Below are 24,683 nucleotides of genomic sequence, written 5' to 3'. Positions count from 1 at the left end.
TCAGAGGCCTCGGCCTCGCCTCTGTCCACGTCCAGCCAGTCGAGTAATCCGACGAACCGCCGTATACGGACCCGTATGTACGGTGGTGTGGGAGGGGTGGAACCGCGAGGCTCCCCCCTATCCCGATTGAACGGCTACTGGCTCATCGATGCCGATGTCTCGTCGCCGGCGAGCTTCGAGGCGTAGTAGGCGATCGTGCGCGAATAGACCTGCGACTTGTTCCAGGCCCGGATGGCCTCGAAATTGGGTGAGCCTGGCTCCCAGTCGCCACCTCGGACCCAGCCATGACCCTGAAGATAATTGGCCGTCGAGGCCAACACGTCGGCCGGACTGTGCAGAAGATCGGCGCGGCCGTCACCATCGAAATCGATGGCGTATCTGACATAGTTCGATGGCATGAACTGGGTCTGTCCCATCTCGCCCGCCCAGGCTCCGCGCATCTCGGCGGGGGTCAGGTCGCCACTGTCGACGATGCGCAGCGCATCGAAGAGATGGGCCTTGAAGAAGTCCGAGCGCCGGCAATCATAGGTCAGCGTTGCGACGGAGCGGATCACCGGCAGATTGGCTTTCACCGCGCCGAAATCCGTCTCGAGACCCCAAATGGCGACGAGGACCGGGGCGGGCACGCCGAAGCGCTGCTCGATCCGCGAGAGAGTGGCCGCATGCCGCTTCAGCATCGTGGCGCCGCCTCTCAGGCGCGCGGGAGAGACCATGCGTCCCGCGAATTGCTCGAAGCTCTGCTTGAACACGCCCTGGCCACGATCTTTGCGGATGATGCTCTGGTCGAAGATGACGCCGGACAAACCCTGCTTTACGGCTTCTGGCGAAATGCCCTGCGCTACCGCTTCCTGTCCGATGTCATCGAGCCATTTCTCGAAACCTGCCGGATCGCGGCAGGTTGCAGCCGCTGCCTGGCCTGCTGCGAGCAGGATCGCCGCCAGAAAGGAGGCGCGTATGAAAGCCTGCATTAAGTCTCTCCAGGGTCATTTCGTTCCTGTGCGAGGTAGGGCCCGGCTCGTGCAACTCAAGAGCGTTGCAGTTTCGAGGCAACCGGTGCGGTTTGCGCGCGCTGCTATCAATGTGAAGGTTCGTTCCCCCTGGAGGGTCCGGTGCACAGCGTAAGATGGTGGGAAGCATGGTCTGGCAGGCTTGCCCTTCTGGCAGGGCTTGCCATTGCTTCCGTGGCGCAGGCCGCGAACGATCCGCTCGACAGCACCGGCGGGAGCGAGCCGATCAAGGCGCATTTCGATTCCCTTACGCACCAGACCCGGGTTTCCGGCAAGGTCGCGCCGGATCTCTGCTTCTCCTTCACACTGCCGGACGAGTGGCGCCTCACGGAAGCGGGTCTGAGCCATTGTCACGGACGCGGATCTCACGGTCGGTCTTCGCTCGGCCCAGGAATTGCGCGACATGCCGCAATCCGATCTCGCGACCCGGGACGCTGCAGTTCTGCAGCAGGACTACGAGCAGCTTCTCGGGCGTCCCGCGCAATCGGTGTCCCTGTCTTCCGACGCCGGAGCGACCCGCTGGTCCGCGACCTGGATCGATGCCAGTCTGCCATCAGCCTCACATGCCATGACGGTCGAGACTCTGATCGTGCCGCTCTCGAGCGAATGGGTGCTCGAACTTTCCCTCTCCGGCGTCGACACGCAGGAAGCCTACAATGGCCTTGCAGGGCACCTGCTGGCGCGACTGAAGGTTCAGGGCCGGCCGGCCTGCCGGAGCTGAACTCCTGCAACAGGCATTAGCCCCTAGTCATTCCCGACATGCGATGGCATCCATCGCTGCCACTTCATGCGATTGTCAGGATAAGCCATGGACGTGATCATCTACCACAACCCGCAATGCGGGATCTCCCGCAACACCCTGGGGCTGATCCGCAATGCCGGGATCGAGCCGCACATCATCGAGTATGTGAAGACCCCGCCGACGCGTCTGCTCCTGCGCCAGCTGATCGAACGCATGGGCGTGAGCGTCCGCGACGCGATCCGCGAAAAGGGAACGCCCTATGCGGAACTCGGGCTCGGCGACCATTCCTTGAGCGACGACCAACTCCTTGATGCGATGATCGCGCATCCTATCCTGATCAATCGGCCCATCGTGGTCACGCCCCTGGGCGTCAGGCTCTGCCGCCCGTCCGAGACCGTGCTCGACATCCTGCCGCCGCAGCAGGGCGAATTCGTCAAGGAAGACGGAGAGCCGGTGGTCGACGCCTCCGGGCGCCGCGTCGGTCTGGCATAGGGCTCAAGGGAACAAGCTGCCCGTCCTCCGGTTCAGGGACTGGACAATCCCGCTTGGAGGAAAGGCAGCATCATGGAGCTTCAAGGCAAGGTCGCGCTCGTGACAGGCGCAGGATCGGGCATCGGCAAGGCGACGGCCCTGCGCTTCGCGCGTGAGGGCGCCATGGTCGGTGTGCTCAGCCACACGGAAGACGAGATCCGAAAGGTCGCCGAGGAGATCGAGCGGGCAGGCGGCAGAGCCATTGCGCTCGTGGCCGATGTAGCGGATGAAGGCCAGATGCGCAAGGCGGTGGCCGATCTGGTGCAGGCTCATGGCCGGCTCGACATCGTCTTCGCCAATGCAGGCATCAACGGCGTCTGGGCGCCCATCGACGAGCTGCAGCCGCAGGAATGGGATCGCACGATCAACACCAATCTGCGCGGCACCTATCTCACGCTCCATCATGCCGTGCCGCATCTGAAGAAGGCCGGGGGCTCCATCGTCATCACGGCATCGATCAATGGATCCCGCACCTTCACGAGCGCCGGCGCGACGGCCTATTCCGCCACCAAGGCGGCCCAGGTGGCGATGGCGCAGATGCTGGCGGTCGAGCTCGCCAAGCACAAGATCCGCGTGAACGTGGTCTGCCCCGGCAAGATCGATACCGAGATTTCCGACAACACCGAGAAGCGCGATACGCAGGAGGCGGAGGTCCCGGCCGAATATCCGGCCGGTTCGATCCCGCTCACCGGCCAGGAGCCCGGCACAAGTGAGGAGGTCGCCGAACTCGTACTCTTCCTCGCCTCCGACCGCGCACGCCACATCACCGGCACGCCGGTCTGGATCGATGGCGGCCAATCGCTGCTCGTGTAGGCTCACAACTTCAGCTGGAGGCGCTCACGACGCCTCCAGCTGCGTTCCGACGGGAACGGTCGGTTCCGGGGTGAAGGTCTCCTTCTTCTCCGTCGGAGGCGCAGCGCGCTGCAGGCTGCGATAGGCACCCCAGATCGCCATGAGCGCCTGGGCGGTGATGACGACATAGAGAAGGCCCAATCGCCCGAACTCCGTCATAGCCATTCCTGAGATCACCGGGCCGATGGCTGCGCCCACGCCTTGCAGGATCAGGAGACCGCCGGCGGCGGCTACGAACTCACCCGGCTTCACCATGTCGTTCACATGCGCCGTGACGATGCTGTAGGTCGGGATGACGCTCCCGCCGAAGATCGCGACATAGATGAAGAGCAGCCAGATCGACACGGTCGCCGGCACGAAGTGGATGAGCGCGAGAAGGATCGCCGCCGCCATGCCAGACGCGCCGATGATCACATGGCGCCGGTCCATGCGGTCCGAGAGCCAGCCGAGGGGATAGGTGGTGACAAAGCCGCCCAGCGTCCCGCAGGCCATGAAGATGGCGATCTCGGTCGTTTCGAGCCCGCGTTCCTGAGCCCAGATCGGGCCAGCGCGAAGAACGAACTCGTGGTGATGCCGCAGAGAACCGCAGCCACCACGCCGAAGGGCGATTGCCTGTAGAGCTGCATCAGATTGATCTTCCTATCGCTGACCGCATGAGCCGGCGCGGTCGCCCGCGACAGGGCCGTCGGCACGAGGGCGAGAGAGATCAGAATGGTGACGAAGCAGAACAGCCGATAGCCATGCGGATCGCCCGCGGGCAGGAGCATCTGACCGCCGATTCCGGCGATCAAACCCGTCATTCCATAAACACTGAGAATCTGCCCGCGCGTCTGCGCATTGACGGAGGCGTTGAGCCAGCTCTCGACGACGATGAACAACCCGGCAAAGCAGAAGCCGGTTACCGCGCGCGCGGCGATCCAGACGGCCGGGCTGATGACGAGCAGATGCAGCAGGGCCGTCGAGGCGGCGATGGCCGCCAGCGCCGCGAAGGTCCGCGTATGTCCCACCTGCTGGATCACGCGTCCGGCATAGAGAGAGCCGACGACGATGCCGACCCAGAAGGCGGCACCCACGGCTCCGATCTGTGTTGGCGTGAACTGCGCGATGCTCCCGCGCACGCTGAGCAGCGTGCCCTGAAGCGTGTTGCCGATCTGCATGAGAGCGTAGCCCAGAAGGAGGGCGAAAAGCGTCGGCAGCGTGGCCCGCAGGGACGAAGACATGGACTCTCCTGTATTGCGAGATCCTGTGGCTCGGAGGTGCGGTATCGAAGGTTGAGCCTCGCCGACATGGACATGCCGAAGCCCGGCGTCCGCAGACCCCGTTCCTTCAGCCTATGACATGTGCGAGACCAAGCCCCGTGCCTGGGTTGAACTCTGGGAGGGAGGGCAGGTTCCAGCGCTTTTTGCTGCAGTGCAACCGACAAAAAGAATGGCCCGGCTCATGACCGAGCCGGGCCTGTCAAACGTTGCCGTGAAGGCCTCGACGGTGTCTCCTTTAGGAATCCATCTTCAGCGCGGCGATGAACGCCTCCTGCGGGATGTCGACCTTGCCGAACTGGCGCATCCGCTTCTTGCCTTCCTTCTGCTTATCGAGCAGCTTGCGCTTGCGCGAGGCATCGCCGCCGTAGCACTTGGCGGTCACGTCCTTGCGCAGCGCCCGGATGGTTTCGCGGGCGATGATCTTGCCGCCGATGGCCGCCTGAACCGGGATCTGGAACATGTGCGGCGGGATCAGCTCCTTCAGCTTCTCGCACATGGCGCGGCCGCGGCCCTCGGCGCGGTCGCGGTGCACCAGCATGGAGAGCGCATCCACGGGCTCGCCGTTGACCAGCACCGACATCTTCACGAGGTCGCCCTCTCGGTAGTCGGAAATGTGGTAGTCGAAGGAGGCATAGCCCTTCGAGATCGACTTCAGGCGATCGTAGAAGTCGAACACGACCTCGTTGAGCGGCAGGTCGTAGACCACCATGGCGCGCTTGCCGACATAGTTCAGGTCGATCTGGACGCCGCGCCGCTCCTGGCAGAGCTTCAGCACCGAGCCGAGATAATCGTCGGGCGTGAGGATGGTGGCGCGGATCCACGGCTCCTCGATGGTCTCGATCTTCATCACGTCCGGCATGTCGGCCGGGTTGTGCAGCTCGATGGTCGAGCCGTCACGTAGCTTCAGGTGATAGACCACGCTCGGCGCGGTGGAGATGAGGTCGAGATTGAACTCGCGCTCCAGTCGCTCCTGGATGATCTCGAGATGCAGCAGGCCGAGGAAGCCGCAGCGGAAGCCGAAGCCGAGCGCCGCGGAGGTCTCCATCTCGTAGGAGAAGCTGGCGTCGTTCAGGCGCAGCTTGCCCATGGCGGCGCGCAGGTTCTCGAACTCGGCGGCATCGACGGGAAAGAGGCCGCAGAACACCACCGGCTGCACGGGCTTGAAGCCCGGAAGCGCGTCCGTCGTGGGCTTGCGCTCGTCGGTGATGGTATCGCCGACACGGGTATCGGCCACCTCCTTGATCGAGGCGGTGAAGAAGCCGACCTCGCCGGGGCCGAGTTGGGCCATTTCTTGCATCTTCGGCGAGAACACGCCGACCCGGTCGAGACTGTAGGAGGCGTTTGTCCCCATCATCTTGATGGTGGAGCCCTTCTTCATCGACCCGTCGATGATGCGCACGAGCACGACCACGCCGAGATAGGCGTCGTACCAGGAATCGACCAGCAGCGCTTTGAGCGGTGCATCCGGATCGCCCTTCGGCGGCGGCAGCTTCTTGACGATGGCTTCCAGCACGCCCTCGATGTTCAGGCCTGTCTTGGCCGAGATCGGCACCGCATCTGAGGCGTCGATGCCGATCACCTCCTCGATCTGCTCCTTGATCCGGTCCGGATCCGCGGCAGGCAGGTCGATCTTGTTGAGGACCGGGACGATCTCGTGGTTGGCATCGATGGCCTGGTAGACATTGGCCAGCGTCTGCGCCTCCACGCCCTGGGAGGCGTCGACCACCAGCAGCGAGCCCTCGCAGGCGGCGAGCGAGCGCGAGACCTCGTAGGCGAAGTCCACGTGGCCGGGGGTGTCCATGAGGTTCAGGATGTAGGTCTTGCCGTCCTGCGCCTTGTATTCCAGGCGCACGGTCTGCGCCTTGATGGTGATGCCGCGCTCGCGCTCGATATCCATGTTGTCGAGCACCTGCTCCGTCATCTCGCGGGCCGAGAGCGCCCCCGTGGTCTGGATCAGGCGGTCGGCGAGCGTCGACTTGCCGTGGTCGATATGGGCCACGATGGAGAAGTTGCGGATATTGTCGAAGGTGCGAGCGGTCATCAGTAAACTCTGGCGGGTGTGAAACCCTGTTGGCCGGGCAATAGCAGCCCGGCCCCCTTATGCCAAGGGAAGGCGGTGTCGCGTGGCCCGTTAGTGGCCCGAGGCCAGCCCGACTCCCTCCTTGTTGTGGGTGCCCAGCTTCTCGACCAGGCTGGCGCTGGCCTCGTTGAGGCCCACGACCTCCACCGGGATATCGTGGTGGCGGAACTTCAGCACAACCCGGTCGAGGGCGTTGATGCCGGTGATATCCCAGAAATGGGAGCTGCCGACATCGATGACGACCCGCTTCAAGTCCTCCTCACGGAAGTCGAAGGCGCTGTGGAAGGCCTCCGCCGTGGCGAAGAAGATTTCCCCGTCGACCCGGTATGTCCGCACGTCTCCCTCGCGGGTGGACGTAACGCCGAAGAACTTGGCGACCTTGCGGGCGAAAAAGATGCCGCTCAGGATCACGCCCACCAGCACGCCCTTGGCGAGGTCATGGGTGAGGACGACGACCGCCACGGTGGCCAGCATGACGATGCTCGAGCTCTTCGGGTGCAGGCGCATGGCCAGGATCGAGCCCCACTGGAAGGTGTTGATCGAGACCATGACCATGACGGCGACGAGCGCCGCCATGGGGATCTGGCGCACCCATTCGTCGAGCACGAGGATGAGGAAGAGCAGGAAGGCCCCGGCCCAGAGCGTCGAGAGCCGTCCGCGGCCGCCGGACGAGACGTTGATCACCGACTGGCCGATCATGGCGCAGCCGGCCATGCCGCCGAACAGGCCCGCCACGATGTTCGCGAGGCCCTGACCCGTGCATTCCCGGTTCTTGGAGCTGTCCGTGTCCGTCATCTCGTCCACGATGGCGGCCGTCATGAGGGATTCGAGCATGCCCACCATGGCAAGCGTGAGCGAGTAGGGAAGAATGATCTTGAGCGTTTCGAGGTTCAGCGGCACGTCGGGCAGGGCGAAGGCCGGAAGGTCGCTCGGCAGCTGGCCCATGTCGCCGACAGTCCGCAGGTCGAAGCCGAAGTAAATGGAAATCGCCGTGAGCAGGACGATCGTCACGAGGGCGGAGGGCACCGCCTTCGTGACCAGCGGCAGCAGGTAGATGATCGCCAGGCCCACGGCGACTATGCCGTACATGAGCGGGCCCTGGCCGGTGAATTCCGGCAGCTGCGCCATGAAGATCAGGATGGCGAGCGCGTTCACGAACCCCGTCACGACGGAGCGGGAGACGAAGCGCATCAGATCGCCGAGGCGCAGGGCGCCGGCAACGATCTGGAACGCGCCGGTCAGAAGCGTGGCGGCGAGCAGATATTGCAGCCCATGGTCCTTCACCAGTGATCCCATAACGAGGGCCATGGCACCGGTCGCGGCCGAGATCATGCCCGGCCGCCCGCCTGCGATCGCCGTGATGACTGCGATGCAGAAGGAGGCATAGAGGCCGACCTGCGGATCGACACCGGCGATGATCGAGAAGGCGATGGCCTCAGGGATCAGAGCCAGGGCGACGACGGTGCCGGCGAGGAGATCGGCACGAACGTTGGGAAACCACTCGGCCTTGAGGCGGGAGAGATGAGTCATGTTGGAAATTCTCGTGAGCCCGACGGGGCTAGCGGGGCCGCAAGAACAGGCGTCGCTGTACAACAGGAGCGTCCATTAGGCGAAAGGAATGGAATGGGCTCAACAACCAAGAATGCGCTCGAAGCGCATTACGGCGGGGTCATCCGCGGGAACTTCGCAAGGGTATCACCGTAATCCACGCTCCTCCATACCAGTCTGATTTCGCATTGCAACGTGCCGGGCTGGGATCGGGGCATGTGACAGACGCATTTTGTGAATGGGGCGGATTAGTAATCTTGTCTCCGCGCCCCAGCCTTCCGTAATCCATTCAGGCATTGGAGGCGGCGATGGCAGGAGCCCCAGCAATCTCAGATGCTCCGCACGATCTCGGGACGGCAGCCGTCCCGAGCTTCACAGACGCATCGGCCCATTCCAGATGGCCCTCTACGGGCTCGGCAGCATGCTGGGTTCCGGTGTCTACGGCCTAATCGGAGCGTGGCATGGAGCATCGTGTGGAACCGCAGGTCCGCGTCAGCGAAGAGTGGACCCGGTTTTCTGGATCGACCGATGCGCTCGTCCAAGAAGACGCATCGATCCCAAACGTGCAAATCCACTTCTGGGTCCGATGCTCGAGCCCCGCAGACCTCACTTTTACTGTTAACAATTCCTTAATTTCGGGCACGCTCCCGCTTCATTCCGCAGCGTCATTGTCTAAGGTGATCGTCACAGACGTCTGCAAATGTTGATGCCGTGCTCTACCCGCTGACACAGAACCCGAACTTTCGCGTCCTGGACGCCGTCGGGCGGGATTTTGCCTCGCATCCGCCATCGCCGCCGCTGCCGTTATTCGGGCCGAGGACGGGCCAGCCGCGAAGCGCCGGGGACCTCGCGTTGGAGGGCGGCTTCGGCAGTCTCAGCGACATGCTGTGCCGCATCGCGGAAGTCGATCTGTCTCGCTACTCGCAATCGGCGGCTCTGCGGCAGTGGTATTACACGGACGGATCCAAGGGCGGGCTTCAGGCCATGATCAATGCCCAGTACAAATTCTTTGCGCCGGACCTGTCGGTCGAGGGCCCTTAGAGACGTCGTGCTCTTGCCTGAGCGGGCCTCGCATTCGAGCGCGGGACGTGAAGGCGAGCGCGGAACCGGGAGCCCGCGCGTGCCGAAGGAAGGGGACGATTAACGAGCGCACTCGACCGGAACGCGCTGTTCAGTGCCCTGGACCAGGACGGTACGGCAAGGAACCCCGTTGATGACCCGGATCTCATGGGGCGCAGCCGTGGGGAAGGCGGAGGCCGGCGTTCCGGACACGGGGGCTCGGGCCGCCGGAACCATGAGGACGCTGCCGGTCGTCGTCGGATCCATGCCGATCATGCCGGCCGAGCTGGCGCACTGGACCGGGACGCGCTGATTGCTCTCGCGGTCGAGAATGGTGCGGCAGGGAACGCCGTTGATCATCTGGACTTCGTGCGGAGCGGCATTCGGGAAGGGGGAGCCGGGCGTGCCGCTGGTCTGGGCCTGGGCCAAGCCGAGGGTGCCGAGCATCATGAGGCTGGCGCTGGCGATGATCGTCGCTGTCTTCAAGTGAACCTCCTGCATCGATAGGAACATTGGCCGCTTGCGCGGACAGGAGGTTTAACGCTTCAGACGAAGATGGTTCCCTTGTATCGGGGCAACGTGATGCAAAGCGCGCCGCCGCACACAGGCGTCGATCGGTGCCCCTACCGCCCCTGTTCCAGGATGCGCGAGATCACCTTGGCGGTATAGTCGACCATGGGGACGATGCGAGCGTAATTCAGTCGGGTCGGACCGATGACGCCCAGAACTCCGACGATCTTCTGGCTGCCGTCCCGGAAGGGGGCGGCGATCATCGAGGAGCCGGAGAGCGAAAAGAGCTTGTTCTCCGAGCCGATGAAGATGCGCACCCCTTCGCCGCCCTCGGCCCGACTCAGGAGGTCGATCACGTCGGTCTGGGTCTCCAGGTCCGAGAAGAGCAGGCGGATGCGCTCCAGATCCTCGGCCGCCTTCAGATCGTCGAGGAGGTTGGCCTGCCCGCGCACGATGAGCTGACGGGAATCCGCCGGTCCCACCGTGGTGGCGAGCCCCGCCTCCACGAGCCTCGCGGTGAGCGCGTCGAGCTCCCGCTCCATGTCTTCGCGGCGGGTCTGGATCTCCCGCTTGATGTCGCCGAGAGTCTTGCCCTGGATGCGGGCATTGAGGAAATTGCCGGCCTCGACCAAGGCGCCTGCGGGCAGGCCTGCGGGCAGGTCGAGAAGGCGGTTTTCCACAGAGCCGTCCGCGGAGACGAGCACCACCAGGGCGCGGGCCGGGTCGAGGCGCACGAATTCGATGTGCTTGAGGCGCGCATTGGACTTGGACGTCACGACCACGCCGGCGCCTCGCGAGACGCCCGACAGCAGCGCGGAGGCCTCGGCCAGCGCCGTTTCCAGGGTGTGGCCCGAGGCAGCGGCCCGCATCTGCGCCTCGATGCGCGAGCGCTCCTCGGAGGTGACGTCGCCGATCTCCATCATGGCATCAACGAAGAAGCGCAGGCCCGTCTCCGTCGGCAGGCGGCCGGCGCTGGTATGGGGCGCGAAGACCAGGCCCGCCGTCTCCAGATCCGCCATCACGTTGCGGATCGACGCGGGAGAGAGCGTCATCGGCAGGATGCGCGAGAGATGGCGCGAGCCCACGGGCTCGCCTGTCATGAGATAGCTCTCGACGATCTGGCGGAAGATTTCACGGGAACGGTCGTTCAACTCCGCGATGGCGCGGGTTTTCGACAGATGGGAGAAGGGACCGGTTGGATGCATCCGAAGGGTTCTACGCTCTCACAATTCCACCCTGCAAGTCAGTATTATGTGCGGATCGGAAGCCTCTTCGGCAAGCCTTGCGCTTGCCTAAACCGCCCCGCCGCTTCAAACAGGTGGAGAATCGCAAGATCTTTCAGGAGAATCCCGCCATGCGTCCTTCCAACCGCGCCCCCGACGAACTGCGTCCCGTCACCTTGGAGCGCGGGGTCGCGCGCTATGCGGAAGGCTCCTGCCTCGTCTCCTTCGGCAACACGAAGGTGATCTGCACCGCTTCGCTCGAGGAAAAGGGCCCGCCGTGGCTGCGCGGCACCGGCCGGGGCTGGGTGACGGCGGAATATTCCATGCTGCCCCGCGCCACCCATGAGCGCACCCGTCGCGAGGTCAATTCCGGCAAGCCTTCGGGCCGCACCCAGGAGATCCAGCGCCTCATCGGTCGGTCGCTCCGCGCCGTCGTCAACCTGCCGGCCATCGGCGAAAAGCAGATCGTCGTCGATTGCGACGTGATCCAGGCCGACGGCGGCACCCGCACGGCCTCCATCACCGGCGCCTGGGTGGCGCTGCACGAATGCTTCACCTGGATGCAGAACCGCTCGATCATCTCGATCAATCCGCTGCGCGAGCCCGTCGCCGCCATCTCCTGTGGCATCTACAAGGGCCAGCCGGTGCTCGATCTCGATTATGCGGAGGATTCCGCCGCCGAGACCGACGCCAATTTCGTGATGACGGGCTCCGGCGGCATCGTCGAGGTGCAGGGCACGGCCGAGGGCAAGCCCTTCTCGGAAGAGGAGTTCCTGAGTCTGCTTCGCCTCGCCAAGGCCGGCGTGACACAGCTGGTGGACCTGCAGAAGAAGGCCGTGGCATGAGCATTCATCGTTCCCTGACCGGCAAGGTCGTCATCGCGACCCACAACGCAGGCAAGCTGCGCGAGATGCAGGAGCTGCTCGCTTCCTTCGGCGTGGAGGCCGTGTCGGCGGGCGAACTCGGCCTGCCGGTTCCCGACGAGACGGGGCACATGTTCGCCGAGAACGCCGCCATCAAGGCCCACGCGGCGGCCATGGCCACCGGCCTGCCGGCGCTCTCCGACGATTCCGGATTGTGCGTCCATGCTCTGGACGGCGCGCCGGGCTTGTTTACGGCCGACTGGGCCGGCCCGAAGAAGGATTTCCATGCCGCCATGGAGCGGGTGGAGCGCGAATTGCTGAAGCGCGAGGCGACGGACCGCAGGGCCCATTTCGTCTCCGCCCTCGTCATTGCCTGGCCCGACGGGCACGAGGAGCTGTTCGAGGGGCGCGTCTTCGGCGAGGTCGTGTGGCCGCCGCGCGGCGACAAGGGTTTCGGCTACGACCCCATGTTCCAGCCGGATGGCTTCACCGAGACGTTCGGGGAGATCTCCTCGGAGGAAAAGCACGGCATCGACTGGTCGAAGCCGGAACCTTCCGGCCTGTCCCACCGGGCCCGCGCCTTCTTGAAGCTGGCCGCCGGGTGCCTGCACCGGGCCTGACGCCTTCGACGTCATCGCCGGCCTTGTGCCGGTGATCTCGAATGCCTGAAGCGCCACGCTTCTCCGGCCGAGATGACCGGGACGAGCCCGGCCCTGACGAAAAGAGCTGTTCAAAAAGAAAGAGCGCCCCGGAGGGCGCTCCACTGACTTGGATAATTCGGATCAGACGTTCGTCGTGCCGTTGTTGCGGCGCTTGGCCATGTAGGCATCGAACTCCTCGCGGTCCTTGGCCCGCTTCAGCTCCTCGACGAAGTTCCGGAAGTCGCGCGCTTCCTCGTCGAGCTTGCGGCGCTCTTCCTCGAGGCGCTCGAGCTCGCTGCGGCGGTAGTCGTCGAACGCCGCGTTTCCTGTGCTGGCGAAGCCGAACCCGGCAGGGCCACGCGAGGCGAAGAAGTCATCCTTGGCCCGACCGAAGGTGTCGCGGAAGAACGCCTTGGCCTCGTCGTATTTCGGATATCCACACATTTTCCACACCAGATAGGCCAGCGCGAGCGGCCAGACGAAGATAAAGCCCAGAATGATGCCGACGATCTCCAAACCGCGTCCGGGCTTGCGCCCGCAGCGGCGATGAGCGCCGTTGTTCCAGGGGCCCGCATGCGGGCCCGCGTTCCAGGCGGCAGAGGCAGAGTCAGACATTGGAGGTCCCTATGTTAATGCTAACAACATTAACATGCGGATCGATTTTGGCGCTTTCAAGAGAGGTTTCGTCGTTATTTTCCAGAATTGCCGGTGCGGCCTTTCAAGGCACCATGGACAAGGGCGAGCACGCCGGCGCGCAGCAACTCGTACTTGTCCGGCAGGCCCGGACCCTTTGGCAGTTGACCTGCGGCGTCCAGAGTTGCGATACCGTGGGACAGGGCCCAGACCTCTATGGCGATGAAGCGGACGTCGACGCTCTCGAAGCCGTCGGGAAACGTCTCTGACAGCGCCTGGACCAGGAAGTCGAAGGCGTTGCCGACGGGCTTGCCGCCGTTCTTGATCTCCTTGGTCCAGAATGGGCCGCAAGTCTCGCCCTCGCTGGGCCTGGCCGAGAACATGGCCGTGTAGAAGCCGGGTTCCTGCTCGGCGAAGGCGAGATAGGCCTCACCCATGCGGGTGAAGCGCTCCAGCGCTGTCCCGTCGCTCTGCAGGGCCCGTCCGAGCCGTTTCGCCAACTCGTCGTAGCCGCGGAACGCGACCTCGGCCACGAGCGCGTCCCGGCCCCGGAAATGGCGATAGAGCGCCGCGGGCGTCACGCCCACGAGCTTGGCCGCGTCGGCCAGCGTGAACCCGCCGATCCCCCGCTCGGCAATGAAGCGTTGCGCGGCTTCAATCAGCGCCTCCTTCAGATTGCCGTGGTGGTAGCCCTGCCGGTCGAACGGGCCGCGCCAATGCCGCATGATGGGTTCCTGTTGTCTGCCTGCCGATCTTAAGACCCCGCCGCAGCGGAAGCCAGGACCGAAGGCTCTATAAGGGTGAACAACCTTGTGAGCGATGAGGTTCAGAAAGGTTTCGGCAATACACCGCTGCGTGTCGTCCCCGGCGAGCGAAGCGAGGGAAGGGGATCCAGGGCGCGGCGCTTGGCAGTGGATTCCCTTCCCCTCCGCTGCGCTCCGGCCGGGAATGACACGGTAGCTGGTTACGCGACAACGCCACCCGTGACGCAGAGCCCGTGAACTGCCATATAGGCCCCATGATCGATCATCCGACGCGTGATGTGGGCTTCGGCGTCTATGTCCATTGGCCCTTCTGCGCTTCCAAATGCCCCTATTGCGACTTCAACAGCCATGTCCGCCACCAGCCGGTGGATCAGGAGCGGTTTCTCACGGCCTTCCGGCGCGAGATCGCCCATACGGCTTCGCGCATTCCGGGACGGACGGTCACGAGTATCTTCTTCGGCGGCGGCACGCCCTCGCTCATGAAACCGGAAACCGTGGGCGCGATCCTCGACGCCATCGGCGGCGCCTGGGCCGTCGATCCCAAGGCGGAGGTGACGCTGGAGGCCAACCCCACCAGCGTTGAGGCCGAGCGCTTCCGCGGTTACCGCAGAGCCGGCATCAACCGGGTCTCGCTCGGCGTCCAGGCGCTCAACGATCCCGATCTCAAGCGCCTCGGGCGCATGCATTCGGTCGACGAAGCCCTGGGGGCGGTGAGGATTGCGGCCTCCATCTTCGAGCGCTATTCCTTCGACCTGATCTATGCCCGCTCGGGCCAGACGCCGCAGGCCTGGGGCGCGGAGCTGGAGCAGGCGATCTCCCATTCGGTCGAGCATCTCTCGCTCTATCAGCTCACCATCGAGCCCGGCACCTGGTTCCAGCGTCTCTACGATGCCGGCAAGATCACCGTGCCGGACGAGGAGACCGGCCGCGCGCTTTACGACATTACGCAGGAGGTGTGCGAGAAGTACGGCCTTCCAGCGTACGAGATCTCGAACCACGCCAAGCCCGGCGCTGAATCCCGCCATAACCTGCTCTATTGGCGCTACGGCGAGTATGCCGGCATCGGCCCCGGCGCCCATGGACGACTCGTGACCGGCAATGCGCGGCTCGCCACCGCGACGGAGAAGCACCCGGAAACCTGGCTGGAACTCGTGGAGCGTGAAGGCCACGGCGTTATCGACGAAGAGGTACTGACCTCCGAGGCCGAGGGCGACGAATTCCTGCTCATGGGTCTGCGCCTGAAGGAAGGCGTCGATCCGCGCCGGTTCGAGGCATTCACCGGGCGGACGCTGAACCCGAGGCGCTTGCGCAACCTGGAGGAGGAAGGCCTGATCCAGGTGAATGGAACACGCCTCGCGGTGACACCGAAGGGCTTTCCGGTGCTGAACGCGGTGATTGCGGAATTGGCGGCTTAATACACGCTGCTGTCATTCCGGGGCCGCATCCTGGAGCCCGGAATCCATCAACGCTGACGGTTCTGCAGACGCAAGATGAAAGCCCCTGCGCTCCTCTTGCCTGCGTCGTGGATATGGATCCCCGCCTTCGCGGGGATGACAGTGGAGGGTATCAGCGCCTCACCTTGCTTTCGATCACATCCCACACCGTCACGGCGAGATCTGGCCCGCCGAGGCGCTTGATGGCGCGGATGCCCGTGGGGGCGGTCACGTTGATTTCGGTGAGGTTGCCGTCGATCACGTCGATGCCGACGAGGATGAGGCCCATGCGCTTGAGGTCAGGACCGATGGTTTCGCAGATCTCGCGCTCGCGCGGCGTCAGATCCGTGGGCTTCGCCGCGCCGCCGCGCACCATGTTGGAGCGGATGTCGTTCGCCGCCGGGACACGGTTGATCGCGCCCGCCGCCTCGCCGTCGATGAGGATGATGCGCTTGTCGCCTTCCGTGATCTTCGGCAGGAAGCGCTGGATCACCCAGGGCTCGCGGAACAGGTTGGAGAACAGGTCGTATAGCGAGCCGAAGTTCGGATCCTCACGGCCGACCTTGAACACACTCGCACCGCCATGGCCGTAGAGCGGCTTCATCACCACATCGCCATGCTCGCGCCGGAACTCCTCGATCTCCTGTCTGTCGCGGGAGATGAGCGTCGGCGGCATCAGGTGCGGAAAATGCGTGACGAAGATCTTTTCCGGCGCATTGCGCACATGGGTCGGATCGTTGACGACGACCGTCTTCGGATGGATGCGCTCTAGAAAATGAGTGGCGGTGATGTAGGCCAGATCGAAGGGCGGATCCTGGCGCATGAGCACCGCGTCGACGGTCGAGAGATCGACCCGTTCGGGCTCACCCAGCGTGAAATGGTCGCCCTCCACGTCGCGCGCTTCGATGGTTTCCGCCATTGCGACCACCGCGCCGTCGCGCAGGGAAAGGCGGTCGGGCGTGTAGTGCAGGACCCGATGCCCGCGCCGTTGGGCTTCGAGCAGCAACGCAAAACCCGTATCGCCTGCGATCTTGATGCTGCGGATGTGATCCATCTGGAACGCAACGGTGACGGTCATGCGTCAAGCCTCCTTGGGAAGCAGGGTTATTGGCCTTAAAAAGAAGGATGGCAACTCTTCATCGTCGGTGTCGTGAACGAAATCGGGGGAGGGGGGTTATCCAACGGCCCCGCTTAAGCCGGCCCCCTTGCAGATCCCGTCAAGCTTATCCATGTGATAGTCCATGCCCCGCCGCGCCCTTCTGATTGTCAATGCCAAGAGCCGCAGCGGTGCCACCCAGTGTGACATCGCCATGGAGCGCCTGAAGGATCATGGCATCGAGCCCGTTCACCTGGAATGCGGCCGCCGGGAGGATCTATCCCCGCTCATCGTCAAGCATGCCAAGGACGTGGATTGCGCCATCGTCGGCGGGGGCGACGGCACCCTGAACGCGGCGGCGTTCGGCGTCATCGAGGCCGGGCTGCCCTTGGGCATTCTGCCGATGGGCACGGCAAACGATCTGGCGCGGACCCTCGACATTCCCTTCGATCTCGATGGTGCTGCCCAGGTCATTGCCGATGGCCTCACCCGCAGGATCGATCTCGGCATCGTCAACAACGAGCCGTTCTTCAACGTGGCAAGCATTGGGCTGTCGGCAGAACTAGCGCAGAAGCTGACGCGGGACATCAAGCGCCGCTGGGGCCGCCTGGGTTATGCGCTCGTGGCCCTGAAGGTTCTGGCGCAGGCCAAGCCTTTTCGGGCCACCATCTACAGCGAGAAAGAATCCGTGCGTGTGAAGACGCTGCAGATCGCGGTCGGCAATGGACGCTTCTACGGCGGCGGGAATGCGGTGGAAAAGGATGCGGCCATCGACGACCAGCATCTCGATCTCTACAGCCTGGAACTGGACCGGGCCTGGAAACTCGCCCTCATGGCGCGGTCATTCCGCTACGGGCAGCATGGGGCCTGGGAAGAGGTGCGGGCGGTCCAGGCCAAGGAATTCGATATCCGCACCCGCAAGCCGAAGCCCGTCAATGCGGATGGCGAAATCGTAACCCAGACGCCCGCCCATTTCTCGATCCGGCCCGCGGCCGTGACGGTGTTTGCGCCGAAAGAAGAAGGGGCTTAATGCCGGCCGCACCGGATGGTGTCCTCGGCATTTCCAGGGGTGAGGCCGATATCGTGCAGCATCGCCTCGTCGAGCGTGCTGACCTCGCGCAAGGCGCGGCGGATCTCGATTTCGTGCATGAGGGATGCGAAAAGGCTCTTGATGCGCGAGGGCTTGGGGGCCTGCTGTTCCGAGGTCCAATCGCAGGTGGTGGAAAGTGCTGACATGACCGTCTCCTCAAGTTCGATGAAGAGATGATGCACTCGCCCCTTGCATAAAGGAAACGAATGTTCATTATATTAAAGATAAGGAACTGTTATTGAGGTCGGCAATGGCCCGGAATCTCGATGTGAGCCTGCTCAGAGCTTTTGTGGCGGTGGTGGATGCCGGCGGCATGACTGCCGCCACTGGAGTCCTCAACTTGACTCAGGCCGCGGTGAGCCAGCAGATCAAGCGCCTGGAAGAGACGCTCGGCGAGGAACTCATCACCCGCGATCGGCGCGCCATGAAGCTCACGACGGCCGGCGAGCGCCTGTTCGGGCGGGCGAAGCGCATGCTGGCCCTCAATGACGAAATCTGGACCGAGATGACGACGCCGGAATTCGAAGGCGAGGTAAGGCTCGGCATTCCAAGCGACATCGTCACCACCTATCTGCCGACCTTCCTGAAGGATTTCGCGCGCCGCTATCCCCGTGTGCAGATCTCGCTCAACAGCGGCTCCAGCGTGTCCCTTCGCTCGAAGCTCTATGGCGGCAAGGTCGATGTGGTGCTCGCCACCGAGATGAGCTGCGATCCCGACGGCGAGAACCTCGTCATGGATCGTCTGGTATGGGTGGGCGCGCGCGGCGGCGATGCGGTGCGCCAGCGCCCTTTGCCTGTCTCCATCGGCTGCTCCGACTGCGCCTTCCGGGCGCCGATCCGCGAGGTGCTGCAGAAGGCCGGCATCGAATGGCGTTCGGTCTCGGAGGTGACGAACACGTCGGCGCAGGTGGCGACCGTAGCCGCCGACATCGCCGTCATGGCCTGGATGGCCTCGACCGTGCCGAGCGGTTTTGACGTGCTGGGGCCCGAGTCCGGATTGCCCGCGCTCCCGCCCTTCATGGTCAATCTCTACCTGCCGCGCGACGGCGGCAATCACGTGGTGCAGGAATTGGCGCGACATATCCGCGAGGCGGTTGCGGACCGGCACCGGATGGCGGCTTAGGATATCTCCAACTCGAACGCGGACACGATGTGCTGCTGCCATCGTTTCGGCGCGATGAACACAGCATCGGCACGCCAAGTCTTTCCTTGAGCCCAATCATTGCGCGTGAGCCACGTGCGAACCGCGCGCGAGAACCGCTGGCGCTTACGGGCGGTGATAGCAGACAACGCATCGTCCATCAGGCCGCGTGCCTTCACCTCGACGAACGCGATGGTGTCGCCGCGGACAACGATCAGGTCGATCTCGCCGCCCGATGCCGCATAGCGGCGCGCGAGCGGGCGGTAGCCTTTCATCATGAGGAGCAGCAGCGCGATCCATTCGGCACGATGGCCACGCAGAAAAGTCGCGCGGCGGCGTTCGAGCGCGCTCGTCATTTGCCCTTCTTTGCGAGCGTCAGCGCGCGGGCATAGACTTCGCGCTTTGGCATGTCGAGCTCCGCCGTGACAAGCGCCGCAGCGTCCTTGATCGAGTGGTTCTTGAGCGCCGCTTCGAGCTTGCCGTCGAGCGCCGCATCGGCTTCCGCCGCGTGCATGGCTTTCGTCGCCTCGCCGATCAGCACCACGATCTCGCCCTTGGGCGGCCCTCCCTCGGCGAATTGCTGCGCCAGTTCCGGCAGGGTGCCGCGCCGGATCGTCTCGAACATCTTCGTGAGTTCGCGCGCCACCACGGCCTGCCGCTCGCCCAGGACGGCGGCGGCATCGGCGAGCATCTCGGGCAGGCGATGCGGTCCCTCGAAGAGCATGAGCGTGCCGGGGATCGTGCCGATCTCGGCGAGCCTCGTACGGCGTGCGGCGCTCTTCGACGGCAGGAAGCCCTCGAAGAAGAAGCGGTCGGTCGGCAGGCCCGAGGCGACGAGCGCGGTGAGCACGGCCGAGGGACCGGGAATGGGGGTGACCGGCAATCCTTCCTCGATCGCCGCCTGCACGAGCTTGTAGCCCGGATCCGACACCAGCGGCGTGCCGGCATCCGACACGAGGGCAAGCGCTTGGCCTTCGCGGATCCGGTGGACCATGCGCTCGCGCACGGCATCGTTGGAATGCTCGTGATAGGCTACGAGCGGCGTGGTGATGCCGTAATGGGCGAGCAGGGTCTTCGTCACCCGCGTGTCCTCGGCGAGGATCGCGTCCGCGGCGGCAAGCACGTTCAGCGCACGGAAGGAAACGTCCTGCAAATTGCCGATGGGGGTCGCGACCACATAGAGGCCGGGCGACAGGGGCTTCGCCTCGGCGGCGAGGCCGAAGGCGGTGAAGGTGGCGATCCGCTCGTTCGGCTCGCGCCGTTTGGTCCGGTTATCGATTCTCTGACTCATCGTTCGTCACTGTCGCATGAGGGGCGGCGCCGCGGAAGCGGGGTTGTCGAGACCATCATCCTGCATTGGAAACAATGTTTACCTTTTGCTGTCACGCTTCTGTCCATGAACGGATAGCTGTTTCCAAAAGGGGGTGGAGATGGCGCAGGCGTCGCATGGTACAGCCGGAGGCCTTGCAGGCCGGGCCGCGTGGGTTTTTGTCATTGCCGGGGCGCTGGTTTTGTCCGGCTGCGTCGGCTCCGGCAGCCTGGCGCCGCCGCGAAAGGCGAGCCGGCCTCAACCCGCTCCCGTCGAGCCTGCGTATGCGGCCGGCGTGACGCCCCCCGGCGCTCCGATGCAGGATGCTCCGCTCGGGCCGGCCATGGCCGGAACCACCATCGGCAACGGTCCCGTCAGGGTCGCCCTGATCCTGCCCATGACCGGAGCGGGGCAGGGGGCCGTGGTGGCGCAGAGCATGCGCAACGCGGCGGAACTGGCCCTCGGCGAATTCCAGAACTCGGATCTCACCCTTTTCGTGAAGGACGACAACGGCACCCCGGAGGGCGCGCAGGCTGCGGCCCAGCAGGCGCTGGCGGAAGGAGCCGAACTCATCATCGGCCCACTCTTCGCGGGCTCCGTTCAGGCGGCCGGACAGGTGGCGCGCCAGAGGGGCAAGCCGGTCATCGGCTTCTCGACGGATGCGAGCGTCGCCAGTCAGGGCGTTTATCTTCTGAGCTTCCTCGTGCAGGAGGAGGTGGACCGCATCGTCTCGTTCGCCGCCACTCAAGGACGCCGCTCCGTCGCCGCGTTGATCCCGGAGACGCAGTACGGCCGCGTGGCCGGCGCGCGGCTGCAGCAGGCGGCGGCGCAGCAGGGTATCCGCATCGCGGCGCTCGAATATTATCCGCCGGGACAGCCTCGGGAGGCCGTGCAGCGCATGGCACCCGTCATCGGCGGTTCCGCGCCGCAGGCCGACGCGCTGTTCCTTCCAGACAATGGCGACGGCCTGCCGGCCATGGCCCAGGCGCTGCAGATGGCCGGCTTCGATCCGCTGCGGGTCAAGCCGCTCGGCACCGGGCTGTGGGACGAACCTCGCGTCGTCGCTCTTCCGATCCTGCAAGGGGGCTGGTTCGCGGCACCCGACAAGCGTGGTTTCACGGCCTTCGCCGAGCGCTATCGCGCACGCTTCAATGTCGATCCGATCAGGCTGGCGACTCTGTCCTACGATGCGGTGACGCTCGCCGCCGCGCTGGCGCGGATGCAGGGCGCACAGGCCTTTACCGACGCCATGCTTACGAATCCCGCAGGCTTCGCCGGGGCCGACGGCGTGTTCCGCTTCAATCCCGATGGCACCAACGACCGTGCGTTGACCGTGCAGGAAATCCGCGGCGGCGCTGCTGTTGCGATCAGCGGCGCGCCGCGAACCCTGGTGGCTGGAAACTGACGGCATTTCAGTATCCTCGCCCTCGTCCACAGTATTCCGCCACGTCATCACCGGCCTTGTGTCGGTGATCCCGATGGATTGAAACGCCGCGCTTTTGCTTATCGGGATGGCCGGGACAAGCCCGGCCATGACGAGTAGATCTCATACTGATCGAGCAAACAAACAGGCCTATTTGCGCGTCAGCGTGGTGCTCAGCTCGGGCTTGTTGTTGAGGGTCTGGAACACCACGCAGTAGCGCTCAGTGAGCTTGAGCAACTGGTCGACCTTCTCCTGCGGCGCATCGGTATCGATCTCGAAGGACAGGCGGATATTCCTGAAGCCCACGGGTGCCGCCTTGTCGACGCCGAGCGTGCCGCGGAAATCGAGGTCGCCTTCCGCCTTCACCGCACCGTGGCGCAGGTCGATTTCGAGCGCGGTCGCAACGGCCTTGAGAGTCACGCCGGCGCAGGCGACGAGCGCTTCGAGCAGCATGTCGCCCGAGCAGAGTTCCGCACCGGAGCCACCGGTGGCCGGGTGAAGGCCTGCGACGGCGAGCGCCCGGCCGGTCTCGACCTTGCACGCGATGTGCTGGTCGTCGAGCGTGCCTTGCGCCTTCAGGGTGATCACGGCCTTGTCGGGATCGTTGCGGTATTGATCCTTCAACGGCGCCTGGAGGGCGCGAAGGGCTGTCGCATCCATGATGAAGTCCTTTTGGTTCCTACCACCACAGCGCGGCGGCCTGGCGGTCGCGCTCACGCTGAGGCTGCAATTGCGGAGCTTTGAGCGAATGGTCCAGGGCCGTCAAGACGCGGCGCACGGAAGTCTCGAAGGGAAGGCCCGTCTTGTCGCGCGGTCGCGAGAGGGTCAGCGGCAGTTCGTCGAAGATCCGGCCCGGCTTCGGTTGCATGACGATGGACCGGTCGGCGAGCGTCACGGCCTCCTGCACGTCGTGCGTGACGAGCACGACCGTCGGGCGCGTCTCCTCCCACAGCCCGAGCAGATGCTCGTGCAGGCTCGCGCGGGTGAAGGCGTCGAGCGCCGAGAAGGGCTCGTCGAGGAGCAGAACCTTCGGATTCGTCACGAAGGCGCGCGCGATGGAGACGCGCTGCTGCTGTCCGCCTGACAGGTCGCGCGGCCAGCGGTCGGCATGCTCGATCAGGCCGATCTTGTCGAGCGCATGTGCGACGCGGGCCTTGCGCTCCGCCGCACTCACGCCGTCCAATCCGAAAGCGATGTTGTCCGAAACCGACAGCCAGGGCAGAAGGCGCGGCTCCTGGAACACGATGCCGACGTCTGGATGGGGGCCTGAGAGCACCTCGTCGTCGAGGCGGATCCGGCCTGCGCTTGCCGGGTCGAGACCGGCGATGAGGCGCAGCAACGTGGTCTTGCCGCAGCCCGAGCCGCCGATCAGGGAGACGATCTCGCCTTCATGCACGGTGAGATTGATGTCGGACAGCGCGCGCGTGCCATCGGCGTAGGTCTTGGAGAGGTGTTCGAGGTTCAGCATTACAACCTCTCCCGCACGGTGTCCTGCCAGCGCACGAGCGGCTTGGTGCCTGCAACGAGCAGGCTGTCGGCGATCTTGCCGAGCAGCGCGAAGGCGATGATCGCGGCGAGGATCTGGTCGGGCTTGCCCATCTGCTGCCCGTCGACGAGCAGATAGCCGAGGCCCTCGGATGCACCCATGAATTCCGCAGCGACAACGAACATGAAGCCGAGGCCGAGGCCCGAACGCAGCGCAATCACGGCCTCCGGCAGAACGGCGGGCAGCAGGATGCGGCGGGCCAGCTGAACACGCGAGAGACGGAACACGTGGCCGACCTCCACGAGCTTGCGGTCGACGGAGAGGATCGCGCCTGCAATGCCGAGATAGACCGGGAAGAACACGCCGACGGCGATCAGCGCCACCTTGGATGCTTCGAAGATGCCGAGCCACAGAATGAACAGTGGCACCCAGGCGATGGAGGGAATCGCACGAAGAGCCTGCAGGGTCGGATCGAGCAATTGGCGGATGGTCTTGCTGGAGCCGGAGAGCGCACCCAGCACGATGCCGGCAACCGCGCCGATCACGAAGCCGACGAGGACGCGCCAGAGCGTCATCCAGGTGTGGGTCCACAATTCGCCGGTCTGAGCCAAGCCCCAGAGCGTCGCGATAATGCGGCTCGGCGGCGGAACGAGGCGTCCCTGCGCGAGGTCGAGCGCGACGACGGATTCCCAGAGAAGAGCGATGGCGATGGGTAAAAAAAAGCCGAGAAGGATGCGCCAGTCGAAGGCGCGTCGCTTCTCGGTCAAGGCAGGGGCCGCGAGAGCGGCGGCACCCTCATGGGAGGACCAGGCGTTGCTTGTGGCTTGGCCTGTCACGGCGCTCTCCCGTGATGAAGACATCAGCGCGATGCGGTGGCGAAGCGGCGGTCGATGAGGGAATCGACGGCGGCGCGCACGTTGGTTTCAGGGGTGATGACGCCGGCCTGCTGCAGGGCGAGGCCCGCGGCGAGGATCGTGTCGACCTGCGGCTGGCCGATGTTGGAATGGCTCAGCTCCGTGCGCTCGAGCTGGCGCTCGATCACCGGCTCGGCGAGCTTGGTATAGGTGACGAGCGTCTTCTTCAGCTCGGCCGGGTTGGCGAGCGAGTACTTGCGGGCTTCCTCATAGGCCTTGAGCACGCGCTGCACGAGAGCCGGGTTGTCCTTGGCAAACGACTCGGAGACGTTCAGCACGCCCCAGGTGTTGGCGCCCGCATTGCGGTAGAAGAGCTGTGCGCCGCTTTCCACTTCGGCCGCTGCCATCAGCGGATCGAGGCCGGCCCAGGCATCCACGTCGCCGCGCTCGAGAGCGGTGCGGCCGTCCGGATGCTGCAGGAGAACGAGCTTCACGTCCTTCTCGGTGAGCTTGGCTTCCTGCAGGGCGCGCACCAGGAAGATGTGCGGATCGGTGCCGCGGGTCACAGCGACGCGCTTGCCCTTCAGGTCCTCGACCTTCGTGATGCCCGTATCCTTGCGGGTGACGAGCGCCGTCCATTCGGGGCGGGAATAGACATAGATCGACTTGATCGGGTTGCCGTTGATCTTGCCGATCAGGGCGGCGGCGCCGGCCGTGGAGCCGAAATCGATCGAGCCGGCATTGAGGAATTCGAGCGCCTTGTTGGAGCCGAGCGACTGCACCCAGCGCACGCTGATGCCGTCCTTCTCCAGTTCCTTCTCGAGGAAGCCTTTGTCCTTCAGGACCAGGCTGACCGGGTTGTAGGTGGCGTAATCGATGCGGATTTCCTTCACCTGCGCGGACGCGACAGTCGCAAAGGAGGCAAGGCCCGTGGCGAGGGAGGCGGCGATCAGAAGACGGCGGGTCAGGCTCATTGTGTTCAGTCCCATGTTGTGCGCATGGGAGCTGGACCGTCAGGTCTTCGCGCGCCCGGCGCTTTAGCTGCACTTGTTTCGCGCCCGCAAGCTGCATGCTCAAATCGGCGCGTGTCCGGTTTATAGAACTCTACGTTTTTTATGTCAAACAGTATCTCTTATAAA

General features: G+C 64.6%; 27 protein-coding genes. 10 read left to right on the top strand and 17 right to left on the bottom strand.

Annotated elements, in window-relative coordinates; all coding sequences use genetic code 11:
• Positions 1–134: 134 nt before the first annotated feature.
• Positions 135–968 (bottom strand): lytic murein transglycosylase, encoded by an 834-nt coding sequence (locus tag FS320_RS09185; RefSeq protein ID WP_152711033.1) that lies wholly within the window; start codon positions 966–968, stop codon positions 135–137.
• Positions 969–1,410: 442 nt separating this feature from the next.
• Here FS320_RS09185 and FS320_RS09180 point away from each other — a divergent pair, with 442 nt between their 5' ends.
• The 3 genes from FS320_RS09180 (at position 1,411) to FS320_RS09170 (ending at position 3,093) form a co-directional block, all read left to right on the top strand.
• Positions 1,411–1,728, top strand: coding sequence for a hypothetical protein (locus FS320_RS09180; protein ID WP_152711031.1), 318 nt, complete (start codon positions 1,411–1,413; stop codon positions 1,726–1,728).
• Positions 1,729–1,815: 87 nt separating this feature from the next.
• Entirely contained in the window at positions 1,816–2,241 is a 426-nt protein-coding gene (gene arsC / locus FS320_RS09175; RefSeq protein ID WP_152711029.1) for an arsenate reductase (glutaredoxin), read from the top strand.
• A gap of 72 nt (positions 2,242–2,313) precedes the next feature.
• Complete coding sequence (locus FS320_RS09170) at positions 2,314–3,093, top strand: SDR family oxidoreductase (RefSeq protein ID WP_152711027.1); 780 nt, start codon at positions 2,314–2,316, stop codon at positions 3,091–3,093.
• Positions 3,094–3,117: 24 nt separating this feature from the next.
• Here FS320_RS09170 and FS320_RS47000 read toward each other — a convergent pair whose 3' ends face one another.
• The 4 genes from FS320_RS47000 to FS320_RS09155 all read right to left on the bottom strand — a co-directional run bounded on the left by FS320_RS47000 (position 3,118) and on the right by FS320_RS09155 (position 8,001).
• A complete protein-coding gene (locus FS320_RS47000; protein ID WP_244627051.1) occupies positions 3,118–3,624 on the bottom strand; it encodes an MFS transporter in 507 nt (168 codons plus the stop codon).
• Positions 3,543–4,352, bottom strand: coding sequence for an MFS transporter (locus FS320_RS09165; RefSeq protein WP_202882840.1), 810 nt, complete (start codon positions 4,350–4,352; stop codon positions 3,543–3,545). Before FS320_RS09165 ends, FS320_RS47000 begins: the two co-directional genes overlap by 82 nt.
• A gap of 274 nt (positions 4,353–4,626) precedes the next feature.
• Positions 4,627–6,432: a translation elongation factor 4 gene (gene lepA / locus FS320_RS09160; protein ID WP_152711025.1), complete on the bottom strand. Its 1,806-nt coding sequence runs from the start codon at positions 6,430–6,432 to the stop codon at positions 4,627–4,629.
• Between the two features lie 90 nt (positions 6,433–6,522).
• Positions 6,523–8,001, bottom strand: a complete 1,479-nt coding sequence (locus tag FS320_RS09155; protein WP_152711023.1) for a SulP family inorganic anion transporter — start codon at positions 7,999–8,001, stop codon at positions 6,523–6,525.
• Positions 8,002–8,730: 729 nt separating this feature from the next.
• Here FS320_RS09155 and FS320_RS09150 point away from each other — a divergent pair.
• Positions 8,731–9,060 carry a hypothetical protein gene (locus tag FS320_RS09150; RefSeq protein WP_152711022.1) on the top strand — a complete coding sequence of 110 codons (330 nt, stop codon included), beginning with the start codon at positions 8,731–8,733 and terminating at the stop codon, positions 9,058–9,060.
• A gap of 99 nt (positions 9,061–9,159) precedes the next feature.
• Here FS320_RS09150 and FS320_RS09145 read toward each other — a convergent pair whose 3' ends face one another.
• Positions 9,160–9,564, bottom strand: a complete 405-nt coding sequence (locus tag FS320_RS09145) for a hypothetical protein (RefSeq protein WP_152711020.1) — start codon at positions 9,562–9,564, stop codon at positions 9,160–9,162.
• Between the two features lie 137 nt (positions 9,565–9,701).
• Positions 9,702–10,793, bottom strand: a complete 1,092-nt coding sequence (hrcA, locus tag FS320_RS09140) for a heat-inducible transcriptional repressor HrcA (RefSeq protein ID WP_152711018.1) — start codon at positions 10,791–10,793, stop codon at positions 9,702–9,704.
• Positions 10,794–10,942: 149 nt separating this feature from the next.
• Here hrcA and rph point away from each other — a divergent pair, with 149 nt between their 5' ends.
• Both rph and FS320_RS09130 read left to right on the top strand, forming a co-directional pair.
• A complete protein-coding gene (gene rph / locus FS320_RS09135; protein ID WP_152711017.1) occupies positions 10,943–11,656 on the top strand; it encodes a ribonuclease PH in 714 nt (237 codons plus the stop codon).
• Entirely contained in the window at positions 11,653–12,294 is a 642-nt protein-coding gene (locus FS320_RS09130; RefSeq protein WP_152711015.1) for a non-canonical purine NTP pyrophosphatase, read from the top strand. Before rph ends, FS320_RS09130 begins: the two co-directional genes overlap by 4 nt.
• Before the next feature lie 162 nt (positions 12,295–12,456).
• Here the strand turns inward: FS320_RS09130 and FS320_RS09125 are convergent, their stop codons facing one another.
• Together FS320_RS09125 and FS320_RS09120 are read right to left on the bottom strand one after the other, a co-directional pair.
• Positions 12,457–12,930, bottom strand: coding sequence for a DUF2852 domain-containing protein (locus FS320_RS09125; RefSeq protein WP_152711013.1), 474 nt, complete (start codon positions 12,928–12,930; stop codon positions 12,457–12,459).
• Between the two features lie 74 nt (positions 12,931–13,004).
• Positions 13,005–13,673, bottom strand: a complete 669-nt coding sequence (locus FS320_RS09120) for a TetR/AcrR family transcriptional regulator (RefSeq protein ID WP_152711011.1) — start codon at positions 13,671–13,673, stop codon at positions 13,005–13,007.
• 293 nt (positions 13,674–13,966) lie between these two features.
• Between FS320_RS09120 and hemW the strand changes: the two genes are divergently transcribed.
• Entirely contained in the window at positions 13,967–15,127 is a 1,161-nt protein-coding gene (gene hemW / locus FS320_RS09115; RefSeq protein WP_152711044.1) for a radical SAM family heme chaperone HemW, read from the top strand.
• 151 nt (positions 15,128–15,278) lie between these two features.
• On the opposite strand, the gene gshB is transcribed toward hemW, so the two are convergent.
• Positions 15,279–16,223 carry a glutathione synthase gene (gshB, locus tag FS320_RS09110; protein ID WP_152711009.1) on the bottom strand — a complete coding sequence of 315 codons (945 nt, stop codon included), beginning with the start codon at positions 16,221–16,223 and terminating at the stop codon, positions 15,279–15,281.
• Between the two features lie 163 nt (positions 16,224–16,386).
• Between gshB and FS320_RS09105 the strand changes: the two genes are divergently transcribed.
• A complete protein-coding gene (locus FS320_RS09105) occupies positions 16,387–17,271 on the top strand; it encodes a lipid kinase (protein WP_152711007.1) in 885 nt (294 codons plus the stop codon).
• Here the strand turns inward: FS320_RS09105 and FS320_RS09100 are convergent.
• A complete protein-coding gene (locus tag FS320_RS09100; RefSeq protein WP_152711005.1) occupies positions 17,268–17,477 on the bottom strand; it encodes a DUF1127 domain-containing protein in 210 nt (69 codons plus the stop codon). The genes FS320_RS09105 and FS320_RS09100 overlap by 4 nt on opposite strands.
• Positions 17,478–17,581: 104 nt before the next feature.
• Here FS320_RS09100 and FS320_RS09095 point away from each other — a divergent pair, with 104 nt between their 5' ends.
• A complete protein-coding gene (locus tag FS320_RS09095; protein ID WP_152711004.1) occupies positions 17,582–18,454 on the top strand; it encodes a LysR family transcriptional regulator in 873 nt (290 codons plus the stop codon).
• Here the strand turns inward: FS320_RS09095 and FS320_RS09090 are convergent.
• Together FS320_RS09090 and rsmI are read right to left on the bottom strand one after the other, a co-directional pair.
• Positions 18,451–18,828: a YraN family protein gene (locus FS320_RS09090; protein WP_152711002.1), complete on the bottom strand. Its 378-nt coding sequence runs from the start codon at positions 18,826–18,828 to the stop codon at positions 18,451–18,453. The genes FS320_RS09095 and FS320_RS09090 overlap by 4 nt on opposite strands.
• Entirely contained in the window at positions 18,825–19,763 is a 939-nt protein-coding gene (gene rsmI, locus FS320_RS09085; RefSeq protein ID WP_152711000.1) for a 16S rRNA (cytidine(1402)-2'-O)-methyltransferase, read from the bottom strand. Before rsmI ends, FS320_RS09090 begins: the two co-directional genes overlap by 4 nt.
• A gap of 139 nt (positions 19,764–19,902) precedes the next feature.
• On the opposite strand from rsmI, the gene FS320_RS09080 reads away from it, so the two are divergent.
• Positions 19,903–21,186 carry a penicillin-binding protein activator gene (locus FS320_RS09080; protein ID WP_152710998.1) on the top strand — a complete coding sequence of 428 codons (1,284 nt, stop codon included), beginning with the start codon at positions 19,903–19,905 and terminating at the stop codon, positions 21,184–21,186.
• Between the two features lie 168 nt (positions 21,187–21,354).
• Here FS320_RS09080 and FS320_RS09075 read toward each other — a convergent pair whose 3' ends face one another.
• From FS320_RS09075 to FS320_RS09060, 4 genes are read right to left on the bottom strand one after another with little or no spacing between them, the layout of a single operon-like run.
• Positions 21,355–21,864: an OsmC family protein gene (locus FS320_RS09075; RefSeq protein WP_152710997.1), complete on the bottom strand. Its 510-nt coding sequence runs from the start codon at positions 21,862–21,864 to the stop codon at positions 21,355–21,357.
• Positions 21,865–21,883: 19 nt separating this feature from the next.
• Positions 21,884–22,672 carry an ABC transporter ATP-binding protein gene (locus FS320_RS09070; RefSeq protein WP_152710995.1) on the bottom strand — a complete coding sequence of 263 codons (789 nt, stop codon included), beginning with the start codon at positions 22,670–22,672 and terminating at the stop codon, positions 21,884–21,886.
• Positions 22,672–23,526 (bottom strand): ABC transporter permease subunit, encoded by an 855-nt coding sequence (locus FS320_RS09065; protein ID WP_162002905.1) that lies wholly within the window; start codon positions 23,524–23,526, stop codon positions 22,672–22,674. The genes FS320_RS09070 and FS320_RS09065 overlap by 1 nt, the downstream gene beginning before the upstream one ends.
• 23 nt (positions 23,527–23,549) lie before the next feature.
• The gene (locus tag FS320_RS09060) at positions 23,550–24,518 is read right to left on the bottom strand and encodes an aliphatic sulfonate ABC transporter substrate-binding protein (RefSeq protein WP_152711042.1); all 969 of its coding nucleotides are present in this window, start codon (positions 24,516–24,518) and stop codon (positions 23,550–23,552) included.
• Positions 24,519–24,683 lie beyond the last annotated feature (165 nt).

Source organism: Microvirga tunisiensis (assembly GCF_009296175.1).
Taxonomy (GTDB): domain Bacteria; phylum Pseudomonadota; class Alphaproteobacteria; order Rhizobiales; family Beijerinckiaceae; genus Microvirga; species Microvirga tunisiensis.
The sequence above is the reverse complement of the archived record's forward strand: the minus strand, read 5'-3'. Positions and strand labels throughout refer to the sequence as shown.

What these genes read in the sequence shown, in the direction of transcription:
- FS320_RS09185 (WP_152711033.1), bottom strand. Translation starts at nt 968, where the DNA reads ATGCAGGCTTTCATACGCGCCTCCTTTCTGGCGGCGATCCTGCTCGCA.
- FS320_RS09180 (WP_152711031.1), top strand. Translation starts at nt 1,411, where the DNA reads ATGCCGCAATCCGATCTCGCGACCCGGGACGCTGCAGTTCTGCAGCAG.
- arsC (WP_152711029.1), top strand. Translation starts at nt 1,816, where the DNA reads ATGGACGTGATCATCTACCACAACCCGCAATGCGGGATCTCCCGCAAC.
- FS320_RS09170 (WP_152711027.1), top strand. Translation starts at nt 2,314, where the DNA reads ATGGAGCTTCAAGGCAAGGTCGCGCTCGTGACAGGCGCAGGATCGGGC.
- FS320_RS47000 (WP_244627051.1), bottom strand. Translation starts at nt 3,624, where the DNA reads ATGGCCTGCGGGACGCTGGGCGGCTTTGTCACCACCTATCCCCTCGGC.
- FS320_RS09165 (WP_202882840.1), bottom strand. Translation starts at nt 4,352, where the DNA reads ATGTCTTCGTCCCTGCGGGCCACGCTGCCGACGCTTTTCGCCCTCCTT.
- lepA (WP_152711025.1), bottom strand. Translation starts at nt 6,432, where the DNA reads ATGACCGCTCGCACCTTCGACAATATCCGCAACTTCTCCATCGTGGCC.
- FS320_RS09155 (WP_152711023.1), bottom strand. Translation starts at nt 8,001, where the DNA reads ATGACTCATCTCTCCCGCCTCAAGGCCGAGTGGTTTCCCAACGTTCGT.
- hrcA (WP_152711018.1), bottom strand. Translation starts at nt 10,793, where the DNA reads ATGCATCCAACCGGTCCCTTCTCCCATCTGTCGAAAACCCGCGCCATC.
- rph (WP_152711017.1), top strand. Translation starts at nt 10,943, where the DNA reads ATGCGTCCTTCCAACCGCGCCCCCGACGAACTGCGTCCCGTCACCTTG.
- FS320_RS09130 (WP_152711015.1), top strand. Translation starts at nt 11,653, where the DNA reads ATGAGCATTCATCGTTCCCTGACCGGCAAGGTCGTCATCGCGACCCAC.
- FS320_RS09125 (WP_152711013.1), bottom strand. Translation starts at nt 12,930, where the DNA reads ATGTCTGACTCTGCCTCTGCCGCCTGGAACGCGGGCCCGCATGCGGGC.
- FS320_RS09120 (WP_152711011.1), bottom strand. Translation starts at nt 13,673, where the DNA reads ATGCGGCATTGGCGCGGCCCGTTCGACCGGCAGGGCTACCACCACGGC.
- hemW (WP_152711044.1), top strand. Translation starts at nt 13,967, where the DNA reads ATGATCGATCATCCGACGCGTGATGTGGGCTTCGGCGTCTATGTCCAT.
- gshB (WP_152711009.1), bottom strand. Translation starts at nt 16,223, where the DNA reads ATGACCGTCACCGTTGCGTTCCAGATGGATCACATCCGCAGCATCAAG.
- FS320_RS09105 (WP_152711007.1), top strand. Translation starts at nt 16,387, where the DNA reads ATGCCCCGCCGCGCCCTTCTGATTGTCAATGCCAAGAGCCGCAGCGGT.
- FS320_RS09100 (WP_152711005.1), bottom strand. Translation starts at nt 17,477, where the DNA reads ATGTCAGCACTTTCCACCACCTGCGATTGGACCTCGGAACAGCAGGCC.
- FS320_RS09095 (WP_152711004.1), top strand. Translation starts at nt 17,582, where the DNA reads ATGGCCCGGAATCTCGATGTGAGCCTGCTCAGAGCTTTTGTGGCGGTG.
- FS320_RS09090 (WP_152711002.1), bottom strand. Translation starts at nt 18,828, where the DNA reads ATGACGAGCGCGCTCGAACGCCGCCGCGCGACTTTTCTGCGTGGCCAT.
- rsmI (WP_152711000.1), bottom strand. Translation starts at nt 19,763, where the DNA reads ATGAGTCAGAGAATCGATAACCGGACCAAACGGCGCGAGCCGAACGAG.
- FS320_RS09080 (WP_152710998.1), top strand. Translation starts at nt 19,903, where the DNA reads ATGGCGCAGGCGTCGCATGGTACAGCCGGAGGCCTTGCAGGCCGGGCC.
- FS320_RS09075 (WP_152710997.1), bottom strand. Translation starts at nt 21,864, where the DNA reads ATGGATGCGACAGCCCTTCGCGCCCTCCAGGCGCCGTTGAAGGATCAA.
- FS320_RS09070 (WP_152710995.1), bottom strand. Translation starts at nt 22,672, where the DNA reads ATGCTGAACCTCGAACACCTCTCCAAGACCTACGCCGATGGCACGCGC.
- FS320_RS09060 (WP_152711042.1), bottom strand. Translation starts at nt 24,518, where the DNA reads ATGAGCCTGACCCGCCGTCTTCTGATCGCCGCCTCCCTCGCCACGGGC.